The 17,094-nt window shown below is 58.6% G+C and carries 19 protein-coding genes; 5 read left to right on the top strand and 14 right to left on the bottom strand.

Annotation, left to right across the window (positions count from 1 at the left end):
* Position 1: 1 nt before the first annotated feature.
* Positions 2 to 904, bottom strand: coding sequence for a GNAT family N-acetyltransferase (locus CFA77_RS02570; RefSeq protein ID WP_206992126.1), 903 nt, complete (start codon positions 902 to 904; stop codon positions 2 to 4).
* Between the two features lie 241 nt (positions 905 to 1,145).
* On the opposite strand from CFA77_RS02570, the gene CFA77_RS02565 reads away from it, so the two are divergent.
* The 3 genes from CFA77_RS02565 to zapE all read left to right on the top strand — a co-directional run bounded on the left by CFA77_RS02565 (position 1,146) and on the right by zapE (position 3,422).
* Positions 1,146 to 1,580, top strand: coding sequence for a response regulator transcription factor (locus CFA77_RS02565; protein WP_206992125.1), 435 nt, complete (start codon positions 1,146 to 1,148; stop codon positions 1,578 to 1,580).
* Between the two features lie 103 nt (positions 1,581 to 1,683).
* Positions 1,684 to 2,289, top strand: a complete 606-nt coding sequence (locus CFA77_RS02560) for a rhomboid family intramembrane serine protease (RefSeq protein ID WP_206992124.1) — start codon at positions 1,684 to 1,686, stop codon at positions 2,287 to 2,289.
* A 5-nt stretch (positions 2,290 to 2,294) separates the two neighbouring features.
* Positions 2,295 to 3,422 carry a cell division protein ZapE gene (gene zapE, locus CFA77_RS02555; protein WP_206992123.1) on the top strand — a complete coding sequence of 376 codons (1,128 nt, stop codon included), beginning with the start codon at positions 2,295 to 2,297 and terminating at the stop codon, positions 3,420 to 3,422.
* Here zapE and CFA77_RS02550 read toward each other — a convergent pair.
* The 6 genes from CFA77_RS02550 to gntA form a co-directional block, all read right to left on the bottom strand.
* Positions 3,376 to 4,518, bottom strand: coding sequence for an acyltransferase (locus CFA77_RS02550; RefSeq protein WP_206992122.1), 1,143 nt, complete (start codon positions 4,516 to 4,518; stop codon positions 3,376 to 3,378). The genes zapE and CFA77_RS02550 overlap by 47 nt on opposite strands.
* A 185-nt stretch (positions 4,519 to 4,703) precedes the next feature.
* Positions 4,704 to 5,069 (bottom strand): hypothetical protein, encoded by a 366-nt coding sequence (locus CFA77_RS02545; protein WP_206992121.1) that lies wholly within the window; start codon positions 5,067 to 5,069, stop codon positions 4,704 to 4,706.
* A gap of 124 nt (positions 5,070 to 5,193) precedes the next feature.
* Entirely contained in the window at positions 5,194 to 6,915 is a 1,722-nt protein-coding gene (locus CFA77_RS02540) for an EAL domain-containing protein (protein ID WP_206992120.1), read from the bottom strand.
* Positions 6,916 to 7,048: 133 nt separating this feature from the next.
* Positions 7,049 to 7,591, bottom strand: a complete 543-nt coding sequence (locus CFA77_RS02535) for a DUF421 domain-containing protein (protein WP_206992119.1) — start codon at positions 7,589 to 7,591, stop codon at positions 7,049 to 7,051.
* Entirely contained in the window at positions 7,591 to 8,184 is a 594-nt protein-coding gene (locus tag CFA77_RS02530) for a DUF1989 domain-containing protein (protein ID WP_206992118.1), read from the bottom strand. The genes CFA77_RS02535 and CFA77_RS02530 overlap by 1 nt, the downstream gene beginning before the upstream one ends.
* Positions 8,181 to 8,855 carry a guanitoxin biosynthesis heme-dependent pre-guanitoxin N-hydroxylase GntA gene (gntA, locus tag CFA77_RS02525; RefSeq protein ID WP_034817095.1) on the bottom strand — a complete coding sequence of 225 codons (675 nt, stop codon included), beginning with the start codon at positions 8,853 to 8,855 and terminating at the stop codon, positions 8,181 to 8,183. Before gntA ends, CFA77_RS02530 begins: the two co-directional genes overlap by 4 nt.
* A gap of 318 nt (positions 8,856 to 9,173) precedes the next feature.
* Between gntA and rpoH the strand changes: the two genes are divergently transcribed.
* Positions 9,174 to 10,082, top strand: a complete 909-nt coding sequence (gene rpoH, locus CFA77_RS02520; RefSeq protein ID WP_206992117.1) for an RNA polymerase sigma factor RpoH — start codon at positions 9,174 to 9,176, stop codon at positions 10,080 to 10,082.
* Here rpoH and CFA77_RS02515 read toward each other — a convergent pair.
* Positions 10,079 to 10,672, bottom strand: coding sequence for a hypothetical protein (locus tag CFA77_RS02515; RefSeq protein WP_206992116.1), 594 nt, complete (start codon positions 10,670 to 10,672; stop codon positions 10,079 to 10,081). The genes rpoH and CFA77_RS02515 overlap by 4 nt on opposite strands.
* A 286-nt stretch (positions 10,673 to 10,958) precedes the next feature.
* On the opposite strand from CFA77_RS02515, the gene CFA77_RS02510 reads away from it, so the two are divergent.
* A complete protein-coding gene (locus tag CFA77_RS02510) occupies positions 10,959 to 11,774 on the top strand; it encodes an RNA methyltransferase (protein ID WP_206992115.1) in 816 nt (271 codons plus the stop codon).
* Here the strand turns inward: CFA77_RS02510 and CFA77_RS02505 are convergent.
* From CFA77_RS02505 to cysG, 6 genes are read right to left on the bottom strand one after another with little or no spacing between them, the layout of a single operon-like run.
* Positions 11,771 to 12,514: a phosphoadenylyl-sulfate reductase gene (locus CFA77_RS02505; RefSeq protein WP_206992114.1), complete on the bottom strand. Its 744-nt coding sequence runs from the start codon at positions 12,512 to 12,514 to the stop codon at positions 11,771 to 11,773. The two genes, CFA77_RS02510 and CFA77_RS02505, sit on opposite strands and share 4 nt — an antisense overlap.
* Before the next feature lie 5 nt (positions 12,515 to 12,519).
* Positions 12,520 to 13,008 carry a DUF934 domain-containing protein gene (locus CFA77_RS02500; RefSeq protein ID WP_206992113.1) on the bottom strand — a complete coding sequence of 163 codons (489 nt, stop codon included), beginning with the start codon at positions 13,006 to 13,008 and terminating at the stop codon, positions 12,520 to 12,522.
* The gene (locus CFA77_RS02495; protein WP_206992112.1) at positions 12,995 to 14,653 is read right to left on the bottom strand and encodes a nitrite/sulfite reductase; all 1,659 of its coding nucleotides are present in this window, start codon (positions 14,651 to 14,653) and stop codon (positions 12,995 to 12,997) included. The genes CFA77_RS02500 and CFA77_RS02495 overlap by 14 nt, the downstream gene beginning before the upstream one ends.
* Positions 14,653 to 15,282 carry a glutathione S-transferase family protein gene (locus CFA77_RS02490; protein WP_206992111.1) on the bottom strand — a complete coding sequence of 210 codons (630 nt, stop codon included), beginning with the start codon at positions 15,280 to 15,282 and terminating at the stop codon, positions 14,653 to 14,655. Before CFA77_RS02490 ends, CFA77_RS02495 begins: the two co-directional genes overlap by 1 nt.
* Positions 15,282 to 15,587, bottom strand: coding sequence for a DUF2849 domain-containing protein (locus CFA77_RS02485; RefSeq protein WP_206992110.1), 306 nt, complete (start codon positions 15,585 to 15,587; stop codon positions 15,282 to 15,284). Before CFA77_RS02485 ends, CFA77_RS02490 begins: the two co-directional genes overlap by 1 nt.
* Positions 15,584 to 16,990: a siroheme synthase CysG gene (gene cysG, locus CFA77_RS02480; protein ID WP_206992109.1), complete on the bottom strand. Its 1,407-nt coding sequence runs from the start codon at positions 16,988 to 16,990 to the stop codon at positions 15,584 to 15,586. Before cysG ends, CFA77_RS02485 begins: the two co-directional genes overlap by 4 nt.
* Between the last annotated feature and the right edge of the window lie 104 nt (positions 16,991 to 17,094).

The following is a 17,094-nucleotide window of genomic DNA, read 5'->3' as shown; positions in this document are numbered from 1 at the left end:
GCTAAGGCTCGAAGACTGCGAAACGGTCACGGCCCAGATCATAAGCGACGTGGTGCTTCAGTTTTTCTGTGAGCTCGATGGCGTCGCCTGCCAGTTGGTCTGGATGAATCATCTGGCCGAACGTCATACGCACTTGCGCGCCGCGCTTGTTCAGCAGCTCGTGAAACAGGGTGATGTCACGCAATTCCGGGTTCAGCTCGCTGAGAAAGTAAAAGAGCCTCGAATTCCACGCATCGAGATTGAGCGGCAGGACGGGTGTCTTCTGTTTCCGCGCGAGGCCGACCACGGTAGAGAACCAGTCCTTCTCGACCAGCCGCCCGTCTTCCTTCTTTGCAAGCCGCCCCGAGGGGAAGATGACAACGCATTTTTCCTCGGCAAAGGCCTGCCCGGCCCGCTTCAGGGTTTCGCGCGTCTTGGCCGGGGTGCGCTTCTCGGCCACCCATTCGACCGGGATGATGACATCCTGAAAGTTCGGATTGACGCGAATGGCATCGGCATTGGCAAAGAATACGATATCCTGCCGAACCTGCTTGAGCAGATCCCAGACCGCCACACCATCTGCCAAACCGGTTGGATGGTTGGCCGCAATGATAACCCGCCCAGCACTTGGCAGTCTCTCGAGACCGTCGACCTTCAGAGAGAAGTTCAATTGGTGTGAAAGATGATCGAACGAGTCCCGCCCATTCAGCTGCATGATCGTGTCGGCCATTTCCCGCGCCCGCCGATACCCAAGCGTCTTGTAGAGAACCGGACGGACAAGCGGCCACGACCAGCTCTCGCGCAGTTTCGGGCAGCGTTCCTCAATCAGCGTATCGACGATATGCTGGTCATTATTTTTTTCTGCATCAAGAAATGCCGATCCTCTCAAAGTAGAGGATTTTGCGATCAGGCTCTCGTCGCTCATGGTGCGTGGGCCACTCCGTTCTCCCTTTATATACATAGGGGTTGGGGCGAATCCCTCAAAGCGGGAACTACAGGGGAATGGCCGTTCGCGCAGGCCACCGGAACGCTGCATTGTGTTGAAATATAAACACTTCGGAAAGTTTCGCTTTACCAAGACGTAAGAGCCACGTGCCATTGTGAACGCCACAGGGGGGTTGGCTTAAGGCTTTCCTTCGCGGGCAAATAAATCGGGAATAGTGTAGATGAAAGTTCTTTGGGTTGAAGATCACGAGCCAGTCAGAGACATGCTGGCGATTGCCGCGGACAAGGCTGCGCGCTCCCGCGTGCAGGTTGACCTGGTCATGGCGCCGACCCTGATGATGGCGGAAGCCCGGTTGCGCCTCGAAAGATTCGATCTCGTCGTGCTCGACCTCGGCCTGCCAGACTCCTTTGACCCGGACATGACCATCGCGCGGGTTGCCAATATGGGCAAATACCGGATTGCGGTCGTCTCTTCCATGGATGTGCGCGACCAGGCTGTTGAGTCTGCCCTGCGCTGTGGCGCGAACATTCATCCGCAAGCTATTTTCAAGGCCACTCTGCCATTCAATCGCTTCATCCAGCGCCCCGATGCGTTTGAAGACTTCCTGATGGACCTGATGCCAGCCGCTGAAACCGCGGCCGTCCGCGCGGCCTAATCCATGCGGGCGCTTGCGAAGCGCCCCTTCCCCTTGCTAAGCCGCCTAGGATACGTCCGGGCGGCTTTTTGCTGGGCGACACAGGAAAAAGGCGACACCCCCGATGATGGAATATCCCGTGACGATCAGCCTGATCGCGGCCAATGTCCTCGTCAGTCTGATTGGCCTGTCAAACCGCGCTTTCTTCGAGGACAACAATTTCTGGATCGCGCCGATCCGAGAGGGCCGCCAATGGTGGCGCTTCGTGACTTCAGCCTTCCTGCATGTGAACAGCACACATTTGCTCATCAACATGTTCGTCCTGTGGCAGTTTGGCGGAGTGCTGGAACGCGAACTTGGCGCAACAACATTCCTGATCATCTATTTCGGATCGTTGTTTGCCGGAAACGCATGGGAATACATCGACAAACGCGACCAGCCCGACTACCGCGCCGTGGGCGCGTCGGGCGCGACGTCCGGTATCGTGCTCGCGTTCAGTGTGCTGGCGCCGTTTGCGGTATTGTACCTGCTTTTCATCTTGCCGATGTGGGCAATTGTTGCGGCAGTTCTGTTTATCTCGGTCAGCTTCTTCCTGTCGCAACGCCCTAATACGATGATCGCACATGGCGCGCATTTGGGCGGCGCCTTGGCCGGTGCGGCGTTGACCTTCCTGCTGGTGCCCGGAGCCTGGAGCGCACTGCTGGCCCAGATCGCCGAGCGGCTGGGTTGACCCGGATGACCACCGTCCTTGAGAAATACAACGCCCGCATTGAGAGCGGCCAGCTGACGCCGGACCCGGTTCAGGCAACCGCCGCTGCGGCGCTGAACGATCTGGAACACAGACTGGCCAACCGCAAGACCGGCGGCTGGTTCTCAAAGGCCGAGACCGTCACGGGTCTCTATATGTGGGGCGGCGTTGGTCGGGGCAAATCCATGCTGATGGATCTGTTCTTCGAGAGTGCACCGGTTGAAGCCCGCCGGCGGGTCCATTTCCATGAATTCATGGCCGAAGTGCATGACCGGCTGGATGCCTGGCGCAAGCTCTCGCAAGACGACCGCAAGCGGTCCGAATGGCGCGTGAAGGGAGCGGGCGATGATCCAATCGCGCCAGTGGCGAAACAGATCGCCTCCGAGGCGAGCCTGCTCTGCTTCGATGAGTTCCAGGTCACCCAGATTGCTGATGCCATGGTTCTGGCCCGCCTGTTCGAAGCACTGTTCGACATGGCAGTCACGGTGGTGGCGACCTCGAACCGCCACCCCAATGATCTCTACAAGGATGGGATCAATCGCCCCCTCTTCCTACCCTTCATCGAGCATCTGAAGGCGCATTGCGAAATTCTGGAACTCGCCTCGGAGCGGGATTACCGCCTTGACCGCCTGATCGAAGCGCCGGTCTGGTATTCGCCATTGGGCCCGGAATCCGAGGCCGCGCTGGACCGGGCCTGGGACCGGCTGACCCTTGGGGCAGAACCACAGCATTGCGTGCTGACGGTGAAAGGCCGCAAACTGGAAGTCCAACGCGAAGCGGCGGGTGTGGCGCGCTTCACCTTCGAGGAATTGTGCGCCCGGCCGCTCGGGTCGCGGGACTATCTGGCCATCGCCGCAAATTTCAACACGGTGATCCTGTCAGGCATTCCGACGCTGGGACCAGAAAACCGCAACGAGGCGGCGCGCTTCGTGGCACTGATCGACGCGCTCTATGAAGCGAAGATCAAGCTGGTGGCAAGCGCAGCCGCCGAACCGGAGAGCCTTTATCCCGAAGGCGATGGCAGTTTCGAGTTTGAACGCACGGCCAGCCGCCTGCATGAAATGCGGTCTACGGATTATTTGTCCGAGGCCCGTGTTGAACTGGAAGCCGACTAGACGCCGCCTGACGCAAGGCGTCTGCAAGACTCAATTGGCCAGACAGGTTTTTCGGCGCGCCGAACTTACGCGAGATGTAGCGAACCAGAGGGCGTTCCAAGTATAGGTGCGCGACAACGGACGCGATTGTGCACCCGATCACGAACAGCAGCGCCATGATCCAAGGCGGCAGGAATTCCGGTAGGTGCAGGAATTTCGCAACCGGCACACCGGCGGTCATCATTGGCATGTGCACAAGATAGAGCATGTAGGACGCGTCGCCGACCAAACGAAGGCTGCGCGGAATGCTCAGGCGGCCAGCGGTTTCCATTGCGGCGAGCGCTGCAATGATCGCGCTGGCAGAGGCACCGAACAGGACCGTGCGCACACCAAACCCGATCTCGACGGGGCGATAGATATCGTTGAGCCCCGTCATCAGGAAGACCAGCAGACCGCCGACCAACAGGCCACGCGCTGCATTCCGTCCCAGATGCTGGAAGGACACCGCCGCCAGACCGCCGAACAGGAAGATCAGATTGTAAGGCGAGAACAGGAAGTCCGCCGGGAACAGTACGTCCTGGCCAAATACGGTGAGCGCGCAGGCGGTAAACCACATGCTGAGGATGCCGAGACCGATCCAGCGATGCAGGATAGCGAGGCCGAATATGGCGTAGAACAGCATTTCATGTTGCAGGGTCCATGAAACCTGAAGAATCGGAGTGTCTTCCATTGGCACAAGGAAGAGGTTCGGCAGCAATTGCCCAAGACCCGGCATATAGCCAAGTCCGACGGCCGGGATCAGGGCACCGGCCAGGACCATCGGGATGAGAACCAGCCAATAGGCCGGATAGATGCGCGAGACCCGTTTGATCGCGTAGCTATAGGCCTTTTGAGGGGCACCAAAATCCCGACGATGGATATAGAGCATCAGGAATCCAGACAGGGCGAAGAAGAACTCAACACCCGAATAGCCCATATTCGCTACAGGATGCAGCGCTTCGCCCGTTTCCGCATAAAGCCGCTTTGGCAAGATGAAGATATTAAGGTGATAGAAGACGACCATGAGCGCAGCGATGGCGCGCCCGCCCTGGAGTGATGTCAGATGAGGAAGACGCATGCGCGTGTCCTTTTCGGTATGGCACCCGGGATTTCGGAGCCGCCAGACCAGATTCAGGACCAGCCGCGACAATGCCGTTCGTCCTGTGACAGGCAAATCGTGTACCAGCCCGCCGGAGCGACCTGCGCCTGCAACGCCCGTGAAGGCGCTCGGTGGACAAGATCAGGAATTTGCAAGCGCCCGGGTCAGGTATCGGGCGGAGGCAGGCGCAACTCGGCATCATGCGGGCGAGTCATCGGAAATAGCGTTGTTCCGACGCGATGGTCGCCCGCATCATGCGCAGGCGCGGGTTCGGATGCGCTGCCCATCGCGACCTGACAGGCCTTTGGGAGGGTGAACGCCAAAGGGTCAGGCCGCGCGACTGTTGGCATATCCCCGATTGCCGCGATCCAGACATTCCCTCGCGCATCGCACATGGTGAGGAACGGCGTGCCGCGACCTCTCGTTCGGCGCACATACAGGCGCAGAAGGATGAGCTGCAGCCATATCCAGAAACGGAATGGCTGAAGATGCGGCTTCAATACCGGTGGGGGCGCAAACAGGCTGTCCATCCGCGCAAGTATATGTCCGGCGCGTAGAGGCAGCGGATACGTTCTCGCGGGCACCCCTATTGGCAACAGGCGCAACGGATTCCTTGCGGGACAAGGACGCGATTATGCCCTGAAGAAGGCTGCTTCAGCCCGCCCGCACATTGATATCGGGCGCGGTCATCTCCTGGCAAAGCACGGCCCGACCAATGAGATAGCCCTGTATGAGATCACAATTGCGCGCGGCGAGCTGTTCGAGCTGCCAGCTGGTTTCCACGCCTTCGGCGCAGCTGATCAGATTCATCTCGCGGCACATCTTCAGACTGCCAGTCAGCACTTTGGGCAGGACACCAGAATCGCTCTTCTTGCCGAGCAGGCTCTTGTCGAGCTTGACCTTCTTGAAGGGCAATTCCTCCAACAGGGAGAGCGAGGAATAGCCGGTGCCAAAGTCATCCAGAGCCAGAGAGACCCCTGCCCCGACAATCTTGCCAAGCACGTGTTTGCTCGTATCGATGTTCCTGAAAAGGACGTTTTCTGTGATTTCGAGTTCGATCCGTTCAGGCGCTATGCCATGGCGGCGGAGCGCGTTCAGGAAATGGTCAGCAAATTCCAGAGACGTCAATTGAGAGGGAGAGACGTTGAATGACAGGAAGCTGGTACCCCCGGGCAACCAGCGCAAAGCCTGGTTCAGCATGGACCAGAAGAAACTGTCGATCAGGCCAAGGCGCTCCACTGCCGGCATGAATTGCTTGGGCGAGGGCTGCCGGCTGAGGCCGCTATGCGGCCAGCGCGCAAGCACTTCATAACCGGCAATTGAGTGACTGCGCAAATCCAGAATCGGCTGAACTGCGGGCTGGAAGCAATTGTCCTTGACCGCCCCGATAATGGTCTTGTCGAACTCTTCGGCGTCCATGTCCGCCATGTCTTCACGGCGATCGAATACCGCAATCCCTCCGCCCTCCGACTTTATCCGGATCATGGCCTTGTCGGCTGCGTACATCAGATTGGCCTTGTCAGCCGCGTCATCCGGAAACGCAGCGACCCCGATGGAGGCGCCGACCGTGACGAGCCCGAGATCGGTTTCTATCGGAGAAACCAGAGCACTTTGGACAAGCGCAGCCAATGCCAGTGCGTTATCGCCAACCGATGGAATGATAAACGCAAACTCATCTCCACCAAGGCGACAAGCATGCTGGCAGCCCTCCATCTCCGACAGGCGCGTGGCGAGAACCTTCAGGACATGGTCCCCAATCGCATGCCCATAGCGATCATTCAGGGGCTTGAACCTGTCCAGGTCGATCAAGGCGCACATGAAGGGCTGGCCCTGTGCCACCAGAGCCTCCATTTCCCGCACAAAGGCGCGGCGATTCAGGATTCGGGTCAATGGATCTGTGTCGGCAAGCTGGCGGATCTTGCGCTCGGCGCGCTCACGCTCCTCGATCTCGGCCTTGAGTTCAGTCAGCATACTGGCATGAATTTCGGTAAGGGCATGGAACACACCAAGCGCGTTGAGACATCCGGCATAGATGCCGTCTTCATGCGCAAGGATCAGTCCGTTGGTGAGCAGGTCTGATTTGTCCCGGATACTGCCGAATACGGTCGCGGCATCCTCCGATAGCTCCATCACCAGCACGTTTCGATCCATTATGCCGGACACACCCTTTTTCTGATTCAGGGCATAGCCGAACGGATTTGAGATCAGGCGCTGGAAAGCCTGAAGGGACACAAACCCTGTCGGCTTGCCGTTAAAATCGACAACCGGGCACAGTGTCGCTTCAGGGTTCTTGACGAAAAACGCGGATACCGCATCAAAGCTGTCTCCGAGAGAGAGCGGCTCAAAATGCATCCATGACGTGGAGCGAAATCTCATAATAAACCCATCTGCCCCACCCAAAAGGCCTTATGGGTTCTCGCTATCATCACAGTCTGAAAACTTTGTAACCAGTAATAGCCACAACAGCGTACAAGACTTTGACTTTCATGAATTTATTGTGACGCACACTTCAGGAGTGGCCTGGAACTCCGACGACAGATTGGGCAAGATGTTCGGGCGATACATCCGCATTCTTGCGCGCGACCACGCTGAATGACGCATCCGTTTCGAGCACGACCAACTCAGCTTCGGCAACGCGTGTCAGGCCATTTTCCCGCAACGCGGCGAGCACTTCGGACTTGGTCAGACGCTCATCGCGAATATTCTGCATAAGGTACTGACCCCGATATACCAGAAGTCGTGGACTGGATTTCACAAGCCATTCCACAGAGTCGCTGCGCGCCAGAACGAATGTCAGCCCCCATTGAATAAACAGGAGGACTGCAATGGCGAACAAGGCTTCGACGGCCGTGACGGAATTCGAGGTGATACCCGCTCCAGCGATTGAGCCCAGCGCCACGGTCACCACCCAGTCAAAATTGTTCATCTGAGACGTAGACCGCTTTCCAGCGAGCCGGATGAAAGCGATGATGGTGAAATATATGACTGGGGCGGCAAGCGCGATACGGACAAGATCTTTCCATCCGTCGTAATAGATTGCTGAAATATCCATCAGTCGACTGCCTGCACGATCTCATAATCTATCGGCTTGTAGCGAAAATTATTGGACTCTCCTGCGGAGCAGCTGGTCATGCCGATCAGAAGGTCCATGCAGGCTTCGAACGTAATCGACTGCCCCGCTTTGCTCAGAGGTGGCAAAACCTTGATCTCGCCTGTCTGAGGATCTGTCGCGACATGCATGAAGATGTTGAACGCGATCGGAATATCATCGGGGCCTATGCCGTATTCGGCCAGGGCTGCTTCGAGGTTTTCCTGACAACCACCTTGGGGATCAGCCTCATTGTACAGCTTGCGGAACGTATCCTTCGAGCAGGGCGTCAGCGTGAAATCATGACGGCCGACCTCATCCTCGACAATTTTCAACATGTCACGGCTGCGATTGGAGTAGAGCATGTCTCCCTTGGTCAGGAACATGCGCCCGGCATAATCGAGGGAACGCCCGGATGAAATCATTTCCTTCCGGTCGTCCAGATTGTAGGCGACCATGTCGCTGACTTGTTCGCCTTCGGGATCTGTCACAGTCAGGCGTTCGCCCTTGCGCAGGATGAAGGCCGTGCCGGATTTCGGGGGGATACGGTGACTCATTTCGCAGGCTCCTGCGGGGTGAACGGACATTTCCACTCAGGACCGACTTCGCGGCCTGAATATTGCGCGGCTTCAGACCCCCGGCCGAAATCTGCCAGCATCGGATTAACCGAACCGGCGAGCGCCTTGTCGCGCTCTCGAATGATCTGCTTCATTTTCTCGAACCGGCCATCCTGGCGCAGGCGTTCGAATTGCTCATGCGAATTGAAGACGAGCGCAGGAAACTCGAAACGACGGGCTGGTCGGGATGCGTTCGGGTGCAGGCCGATGACGAAGAAGGCCTCGCCCAGCAAGCCCATCGAGAAATGTGCCGATTCCGGATCACGCTCCGCGCTCTCGGCCCACCCCCTGCCCTCGACCACATCGAGATTGTGCAAGGATTGAAGCCGGTTCCAGAGCGCACGCTCGAATTCAGTCTCTGACAGCTCGGTCGGCCCCGTGAAGATGGCGACGAAGGACTGAACCACAGGGGAGCTGAAATCGAGCTCCTCGATAAACTCTTCCAGTGCGCGCCTGAGATTGATGTCACCTGCAGCGGAATCGATGTCGCCGAATTCCGCAATGACCAGCTGATCGCGAACCATTGCCGATTTTGCCCCAATACAGGGAAAGGAATCTGATTGCACGAATTGCCGGAAGGCGTCCGTGCGGGTGAGAGTGGTGCTGCCCATTTGGTTGTGTCCTGTCATATCTGGGCAATCAACCCCGCAACCTTCAAACCGGTTCCGCAACTTCTGACAGCAAGGTGTGGCGGCCTTCTGGATCACTTTGCCGCCACAAGATATACTTTCTCGTGAGCGTGAAATCAGACGCTTGAACCCCCTTCAAAAGCAGGGGCCGAATGCTTATTTATGTTAAACCGCGATGACATTCATGCGGTTTATACGGGGCGACGCCGCCGCCATGCGGGGCTAAACGTCAGGAAGAAGATCTGATTGCCGGAACGATCGCCGCAATGCGGGGTTGGTCTGCAAAGGAGGAGATTAGATATGGCGAACAAAACCGCCAGTGCGAGTGTGGCACTCAGCCCGGAGCAGGGCCTGAGCCGTTATCTCACCGAAATTCGTAAGTTCCCCATGCTCGAGAAGAATGAGGAATTCATGCTCGCGCGGAAATGGCGCGAACAGGAAGATACCCAGTCTGCCGAGAAGATGGTGACATCCCACCTGCGTCTCGTTGCGAAGATCGCAATGGGCTATCGTGGCTATGGCCTGCCGATGGCCGAAGTGATCTCCGAGGGCAATGTCGGTCTTATGCAGGCCGTGAAGAAATTCGACCCGGACAAGGGTTTCCGGCTGGCAACCTATGCCATGTGGTGGATTCGTGCCGCCATTCAGGAATACATCCTGCGCAGCTGGAGCCTCGTGAAACTCGGCACCACGGCCGCGCAGAAGAAACTGTTCTTCAACCTTCGCCGCCTGAAAGGCGAAATGAAGGCTCTGGACGAAGGTGACCTTCGCCCTGAACAGGCCCAGTTGATCGCCGAAAAGCTGAATGTGACAGAAGCTGAAGTGTATTCGATGAACGGGCGTATGTCCGGCTCGGATGCTTCGCTGAACGTGCCAATGGGCACCGATGGCGACATGGAGTGGCAGGACTGGCTGGCCGACGATGATCAAGGCCAGGCCGAAGAGTTTGCTGACAAGCAGGAATTCAATGCGCGGATGGAATTGCTGACCGCTGCCATGGAAGACCTGAACGAGCGCGAACGCCACATCCTGACCGAGCGCCGCCTGTCGGAAGAGCCGAAAACACTGGAAGAACTGTCCGAGGTTTACAGTGTTTCGCGTGAGCGTATTCGCCAGATCGAAGTGCGCGCGTTCGAAAAGCTCCAGAAAGCCATGAAGCGTATGGCCAAGGATCAGGGCCTGCCGAACATGGCCCCCAACCCGGCTTAGTGACCGGTCAGGTTCGAATACGCATCTTTATCCAGCTCAGACGGCCCGCTTAACAGTGGGCCGTTTTTCATTGGACCCACCGCGGCAGAATTCAGCGACCATTCTCCCTGTTCTCTTGACCAAAGTGTCATCAGACATGCCGAATAGGCTCCGCGGATGAACCTGCCCGCAGCCACATAGGGATGCGAACCGATTTCAGACTCGCAAATTATGTCTGACGGCTTTCTTGGAGGAATCTGGACTTCACAGATCAAGGGATCAGGCTGAGGGCCAACAATTGATCTGGCTGGAGCGCGGCGACACTCGGGAAACCCCACATGTACCCGCTCGTGCGATTCCCGCAGTCTATGGACAAGTCCTATATCGTCTTCGCTCAGCGAGCTGAGGAGAATTGGTGGAGCCTCTGCCCCGCTATAGCGGGTCATTTCCAAATTTAACTGAAACTGTTTGTCCGTAACGTGTTCCAACATCGCCTTGCGGTGCATGCGGTTTCCTGCAGAGATCGCGACCACGCAAAACGCGACCAGCAACAATACAAGGATGAGCCTATGGTGCCAAAGCACCACAATGGTTTTCATCATGATATTCATGCGTCCCCCCGGCCCGCCTGCAAATCCTTCGCAATCTCCCTCTATCTATTTATGATTGCGATAACAATACCAAACAGTAGAATTTTTCTCCTATTGGGAGAATTATTTGAGCTGAAGTGCGGGGGGATCCCCTGCAGGAGAATGTTCGGCCTGGATCGTCTGTGCCGGACGTCGATTTGTGCGTATGGGTGAAGTATGCTCGTAGTCGGCCGAGCCGGATTCGTTCCACGTCATGGACGCCCCGCCAGTTGGACGACGTCTTGCGCCTCAGCATAGAGAAATTGAGATGGGTTTTGCGATAGAAGTTGATAGCGCGACAGATGCGAGGCTGGAGGCTTACACATCCATTCGCGAGAAGGACCTGACTTCAGGTCATGGCGCGCGCTTCATCGTCGAGGGCAAAGTAGCGCTGGAGACAGCGCTGCGTCGGGGACGTTTTGCGCTGGAAAGTGTGTTCCTTACAGAGAACCGGGTCGCACCGCTGGCCGAATTGATGGCCCTCGTGCCGGAGAACGTGCCGGTCTATGTCGCGCCCCAGTCGGTGATGGATGCGGTCGCAGGGTTTCCGATGCATCGCGGCGTGCTTGCCTGTGGGCTGAAAGGCGACATCGCCGAACCGGCCGCGTTTCTCGCCGCCATAGAGGCCGGTCCCTCTACCCTGCTCCTGATGTCAGACCTGTCCAATCACGACAATGTCGGCGCGTGCTTTCGCAATGCCGCTGCCTTTGGCGCAGATGCGGTGCTGATGGATGGTCAATGCTGTGACCCGCTCTATCGCAAGGCCATCCGCGTCTCCTCCGGCAGCAGCCTGTGGCTGCCCTATGCCCATGGCGGGACGGGCCTGGACATGGTGAACGCGGCCAAGGCGGCAGGCTATGAAGTCTGGGCGATGACGCCGCGCTCCGAGGCAACGCCGATCACGCAAATGGATATGCCGGACCGACTCGCCATCCTGCTCGGTGCCGAAGGACCGGGGCTGCCGGACGAGTTGATCGCGGCTTGTACGCCCGTGCGCATCCCAATGTCGGAAGGCTTTGACAGTGTGAACGTGGCGACCGCCGGAGCGATCGCCATGGCTCACATATTCGGGGCGAAGGCCTAGAAGACGCGCGGGCGTTCCGTCTTGTCGATGTGGAGGCCGCATTCGGACTTCTCCTGTCCGGCCCAGCGACCCGCGCGGGGATCGTCCGGATTGTCGGACGGCTTCGTGCACGGCCAGCAGCCGATGGACGGATAGCCCTGAGCAACCAGCGGATGGCGCGGCAGATTGCGCTGCTTGATCAACAGTTCCACATCGTCCGGAGTCCAGTTGGCCAGCGGGTTCACCTTGTAGCGTCCGTTCGCAAACTCGAAGACCGGCAGGCTCATCCGGGCCCCACCATGAAAGCGTTTGCGACCGGTGATCCAGGCATCAAAGCCCTCCAGAGCCGGCTCCAGCGGGCGCACCTTGCGCAGTGCGCAACAGGCGTCCGGATCGGTTTTCCAGAGATTGTTCTTCGGATCGAGCACCTTGCGCTCGGTCTCACTCGGCGGAATTTCGCGCACACCGGTCAGGCCGAGCTTTTCGATCAGCTCGTCCTTGTAGTCCAGCGTCTGCGGGAAATGCATACCGGTTTCGAGAAACACGATGGGCAGGTCAGGCTTCACGTCCGCGATCAGGGCCAACATAGCGACACTCTCGGCGCCGAAACTGGATACGTAGGTCAGGCTGTTGGACCATTCGCGAACCATGGCGACGCGCAGCACCGTCTGAGCGGAGGCGTCGCGCAACTCACCATTCAGGCGAGCGAGGCGGACGTCCGCAGCTTCGGACTTGCGGGCAAGACTGTCGCCATAAGGCATAAGGATCAGCTTTCGTGTCTCTTGCGGTACACCGGCGTCCGATCACCCGCTGCGGGCTGGTAGACGTCGGAATACTCTTCCAGTGCGTTCACTACTTCATGTAGGTCAGCACGGGCGGTCTCGTAAGCGTCAAAGCCTGAACGGTTCATATAGAATATCTGATCCCGCAGGACGTGACCCACAGCGCGAAGCTCTCCGGTATAGCCGAAGCGACGGCGCAAAAGCTGGGCCTGGGAGTATCCACGACCGTCAGTATATTTAGGGAAACTGATTTCGATCAGTTGCAACCGATCGAGATATTCCTCTAGTTCGTGCGGGTCATCGCCCGGCTCAAGCCGCACGCCAATATCGGTATTGCGGGCCAGCAGGATCTCCCGCTCGCTGCGAAAGCGCCCCAGCGAAACTGTAATACATCCACCAGGAGACAGCTCGCCTTCATCCGGCACGAAGGCCCAGATATTGTCGATCTCCGTGCCGTTCTTAACCAGCGGCATAAAGCGCCTCCTTGAAGGGGTCATGGCCGAGGCGGGCCAGTGTCTCGATGAACAATTCGCTCTTGTCGGCGCGCAGCTCGCGATAGGTGTCCACGACGCGTTTGAGCGCGCCGGGAACGTCGTCCGCCTTCAGGCCGGGGCCCGCAATATCGCCGATCGCGGCCTTCTCATCGGCGCGGCCACCAAAGGTGATCTGATAGAATTCCTCACCCTTCTTGTCGACGCCAAGGATGCCGATATGGCCCACATGATGGTGGCCGCAGGCATTGATGCAGCCGGAAATATTGATGTGCAGGCGGCCGATGTCTTCCTGATAGTCCGGATCGGCGAAGACCTGTTGCACGGCCTGCCCGACCGGGATGGAGCGGGCATTGGCGAGGTTGCAATAGTCCAGACCCGGACAGACGATCATGTCGGTGATCAGGCTTTCATTCGCCGTATGGAGGCCTGCGGCTTTCAGTTCGCGATAGACATCCGGCAGATCATCCAGTGCGACATGCGGCAGGACGAGGTTCTGGGCATGGCTGACGCGAATGTCGTCATAGGCATAGGCTTCAGCGAGATGCGCGACCGTCATCATCTGCGCATCCGTCGCGTCGCCAGCGAGACCGCCAATCGGCTTCAGGCTGACCGTGACGGATGTGTAGCCCGGCTGCTTGTGCGGATGGAGATTGATGCGGGCCCAACGCGCGAACTCGGTGTCTTCGACCTTCAGCGCCTCGAACGCTGCGGACGTGTCCGGCTTCGCGGCCAATTCCGGCGGCGCAAAATAGGCATGGATACGGTCGATCTCGGCCTGCGGCAGGTCGATCTTCTCGTTCTCGCGCTGGGCGGCATATTCCGCGTCGACGAGGCGGCGGAATTCAGCCTCGCCCAGCTCGCTGACGAGGATCTTGATGCGGGCCTTGTACTTGTTGTCCCGGCGGCCGAAGCGGTTGTAGACGCGCATGATGGCTTCGAGATAATCGAGCAGCTCGGCTTCCGGCACGAACTCATTGACCAGTGTCGCGAGGTGAGGTGTGCGCCCCTGCCCGCCACCGACATGGACTTCAAAGCCGACCACATCGCCGCGCTTGCGGATGTGCAGGCCGATATCGTGCACGCGGATCGCGGCGCGGTCATGCTCCGCCGCCGTGACGGCGATCTTGAACTTGCGCGGCAGGAAAGCGAATTCGGGGTGGAACGTGCTCCACTGGCGGATGATTTCGCACCAGGGGCGCGGGTCCATCAGCTCGTCTTTCGTCGCGCCGGCAAAATGGTCTGACGTCACATTGCGGATACAGTTTCCGGAAGTCTGGATGGCGTGCATCTCGACTTCGGCGAGCTTGGCCAGCACATCCGGAATATCCTTCAGGGCAACCCAGTTGAACTGGATGTTCTGGCGCGTGGTGAAGTGGCCATAGTTCCGGTCATAGTCGCGCGCGACGATGGCCAGTTGGCGCAGCTGACGGCCATTCAGCTGGCCATAGGGAATGGCCACGCGCAGCATGTAGGCATGCAGCTGCAGGTAGACTCCATTCTGCAGGCGGAGCGGCTTGAACTCGTCTTCCAGCAATTCGCCCGATAGGCGGCGGTCCACCTGTCCACGGAATTGCGCGACCCGCTCGGAGACGATCCGGGCGTCAAACTCATCATATCTGTACATTACGCAGCCTCTTTTGCGTGCGGTAGATTCAGGGCCACTTCGGTGCGGCTGACCCATCTTTCCACGGAAGGAAAATCAGACAGGTCAAAGCCACCCTCATGGGCGACCCGTGTGTAGGCGACCAACGCAATATCGGCGAGCGTCATCGCATCGCCAACCAGCCAGTCGGTATAGGTCAATTGCAGCTCCATCACACCGAGCGCGCGGCGCCCCTTGGCCATCAGCTGCGGATCGATCTGGTCATCCGGCGTATTGAGATAATGTTTCTGGAAGCGCCTCACAGCAATGGCGGTCTCGTGAGAGTATTGTTCCCAGAACAGCCAGCTCATCATCTGGGCCCGGCGGAACGTGTCAGAAGGGACCAGGTCACTGCCTGCCTCTTCGGCGAGATACAACATGATGGCGTTGGACTGTGGCAACGCACGGCCATCCGGCCAGCGCGCCAGCGGCACCTGACCCGCCGGATTCAGCGACAGGAAGTCTTCGGTCTGGGTGCCGCCCTGAAGGATATCGACCTCTACCCAATCATATGGGATGCCAAGCAGGTCAGCGGTCCATTTCGGTTTCATGCAATTGCCGGAAATGGAATCGCCGTAAAGTGTGAGTCGCTGAATCTCGCGATGGGGCATTATGCGCCCTCTCCATAGGAAACGGTCGGTCCCTTGGCGCGGATGGTTTCGCGCAGGGTCTCGCGGCCCGTGATTTCGCCGGTCTCGGTGACTTCCATGAAGTAGGGATCGGTAACGATCCCCTCCTGCGTCTGAGCATCTGCAAGGCGCGCTTCGGCCTCATCGCCTGTAAAGGCGGCAACTTTTGAAACGTCCTGGGTCCAGCTGCCGTCGGCGGCCATCCAGACATTCTGGCCGGTTGCGGTTTCCCATGCGGTGACGGCCTTTGGCGTATCCGGCTTAAGTTTCGGGCGAACGGATGTCATACGAAAGTCTCCTGGCTGACGCAGCCTGAAAGGCCGATTGCGCCACTCGCGAAAGGCAGGCCCGCCACTTTGCCGATGATGAGCAATGCTGGACCCTCGATACCATTGTCTGTGATCAGGTCAGGCAGTTCAGCAAGAATACCGAAAACCTGAATTTCGTTCGGCCGCGTGCCGTTCTCGATCACTGCGACCGGCGTGTCTGGCGCGCGCCCGGCTTCGATCAACTTGTCAGTAATGGCGGCCGCTGTGCCGACCCCCATGAAGACGGTGACGGTCTGGTTCGGCTTGGCCAGAGAGTCCCAATCGAGATCGGGCACGCCGCCCGCCTTGGCATGGCCGGTGACGAAGGTCAGGCTCTGGGCATGATCGCGATGGGTCAGCGGTACACCTGCCTGCGCCGCGCATCCCAGCGCCGACGTAATACCCGGCACCACGAAGGCTTCGACGCCTGCTGCCAGCACCGCTTCCATCTCTTCACCGCCACGCCCGAAGATAAACGGGTCGCCGCCCTTCAGGCGTACAACGCGCTTGCCATCGCGGGCCGAGCGGATCAGCATTTCGTGAATTTCATCCTGCGGGACGGAATGGTCGCCCTTGCTCTTGCCGACAGACACGCGGTCGGCATCCCGGCGAATGAGCGTCAGGATATCGTCGCTGACCAGACGGTCATAATAGACAATGTCGGCTTCCTGCAGCAGGCGCAGCGCCTTCAGGGTCAGCAGCTCCGGATCACCCGGACCCGCGCCAACCAGATGGACCACGCCTTGCGTCCGGCCGCCGGACAGTGCGTCGCGCATCGCCTGTTCAGCAGCTTCCAACTCGCCCGCATAGGCAAGTTCGGCAGCCTTGCCATTGAGCACGCTCTCCCAGAACTTCCGACGCGCGCCAGCATCCGGCAATTTGGACTTCACCTCTTCTCGCATGCGTCCGGCCAGTTCCGCCAGATCGCCGATGCGTGCTGGTGTAAGCGCTTCAAGTTTGGCTCGCACCGATTTGGCAAGTACAGGCGCAGAGCCGCCCGAGGCCACGGCTGCAACAATCTCGCCGCGGTCCATGATGGATGGAACCGTAAAATCGCAAAGATCTGGCCGATCGACGACATTCAAAGGCACGCCATATTGGCGCGCCCAAGTGATCGCGCGATCTGTGTTTTCATCAATTCGGCATGCCACAATTGCAAAACGGGCAACATCGAGCGCGGCGCCAGCTTGGTCCTGCGGCGCAATCGTTATGCGCCCGGCAAACTCCTGAGCGAAGCCGGAATCGATGTCTTTTCCAATAATCACAGTGATATGCGCCGGTGTTTTGGCGAGCAGGCGCACCTTGCGGCGCGCTTCCTCACCACCGCCGAACACGACGACGCGCGCGTCATCCATGTTGAAGAAAGCCGGAAACTGGCGCATGCGGGCGGACCTCTTTTTAGGCAAGCTGATCAGTCAGGTGTCAAAATGGCTCTTGACGCGGCGGACGCAAGCATGAACCCCTACAGCGATCCTTTAGAGAAACT

Source organism: Hyphomonas sp. KY3, assembly GCF_017309975.1.
In the GTDB taxonomy this organism is placed as follows: domain Bacteria; phylum Pseudomonadota; class Alphaproteobacteria; order Caulobacterales; family Hyphomonadaceae; genus Hyphomonas.
This window is presented reverse-complemented; position numbering and strand designations above follow the sequence as displayed.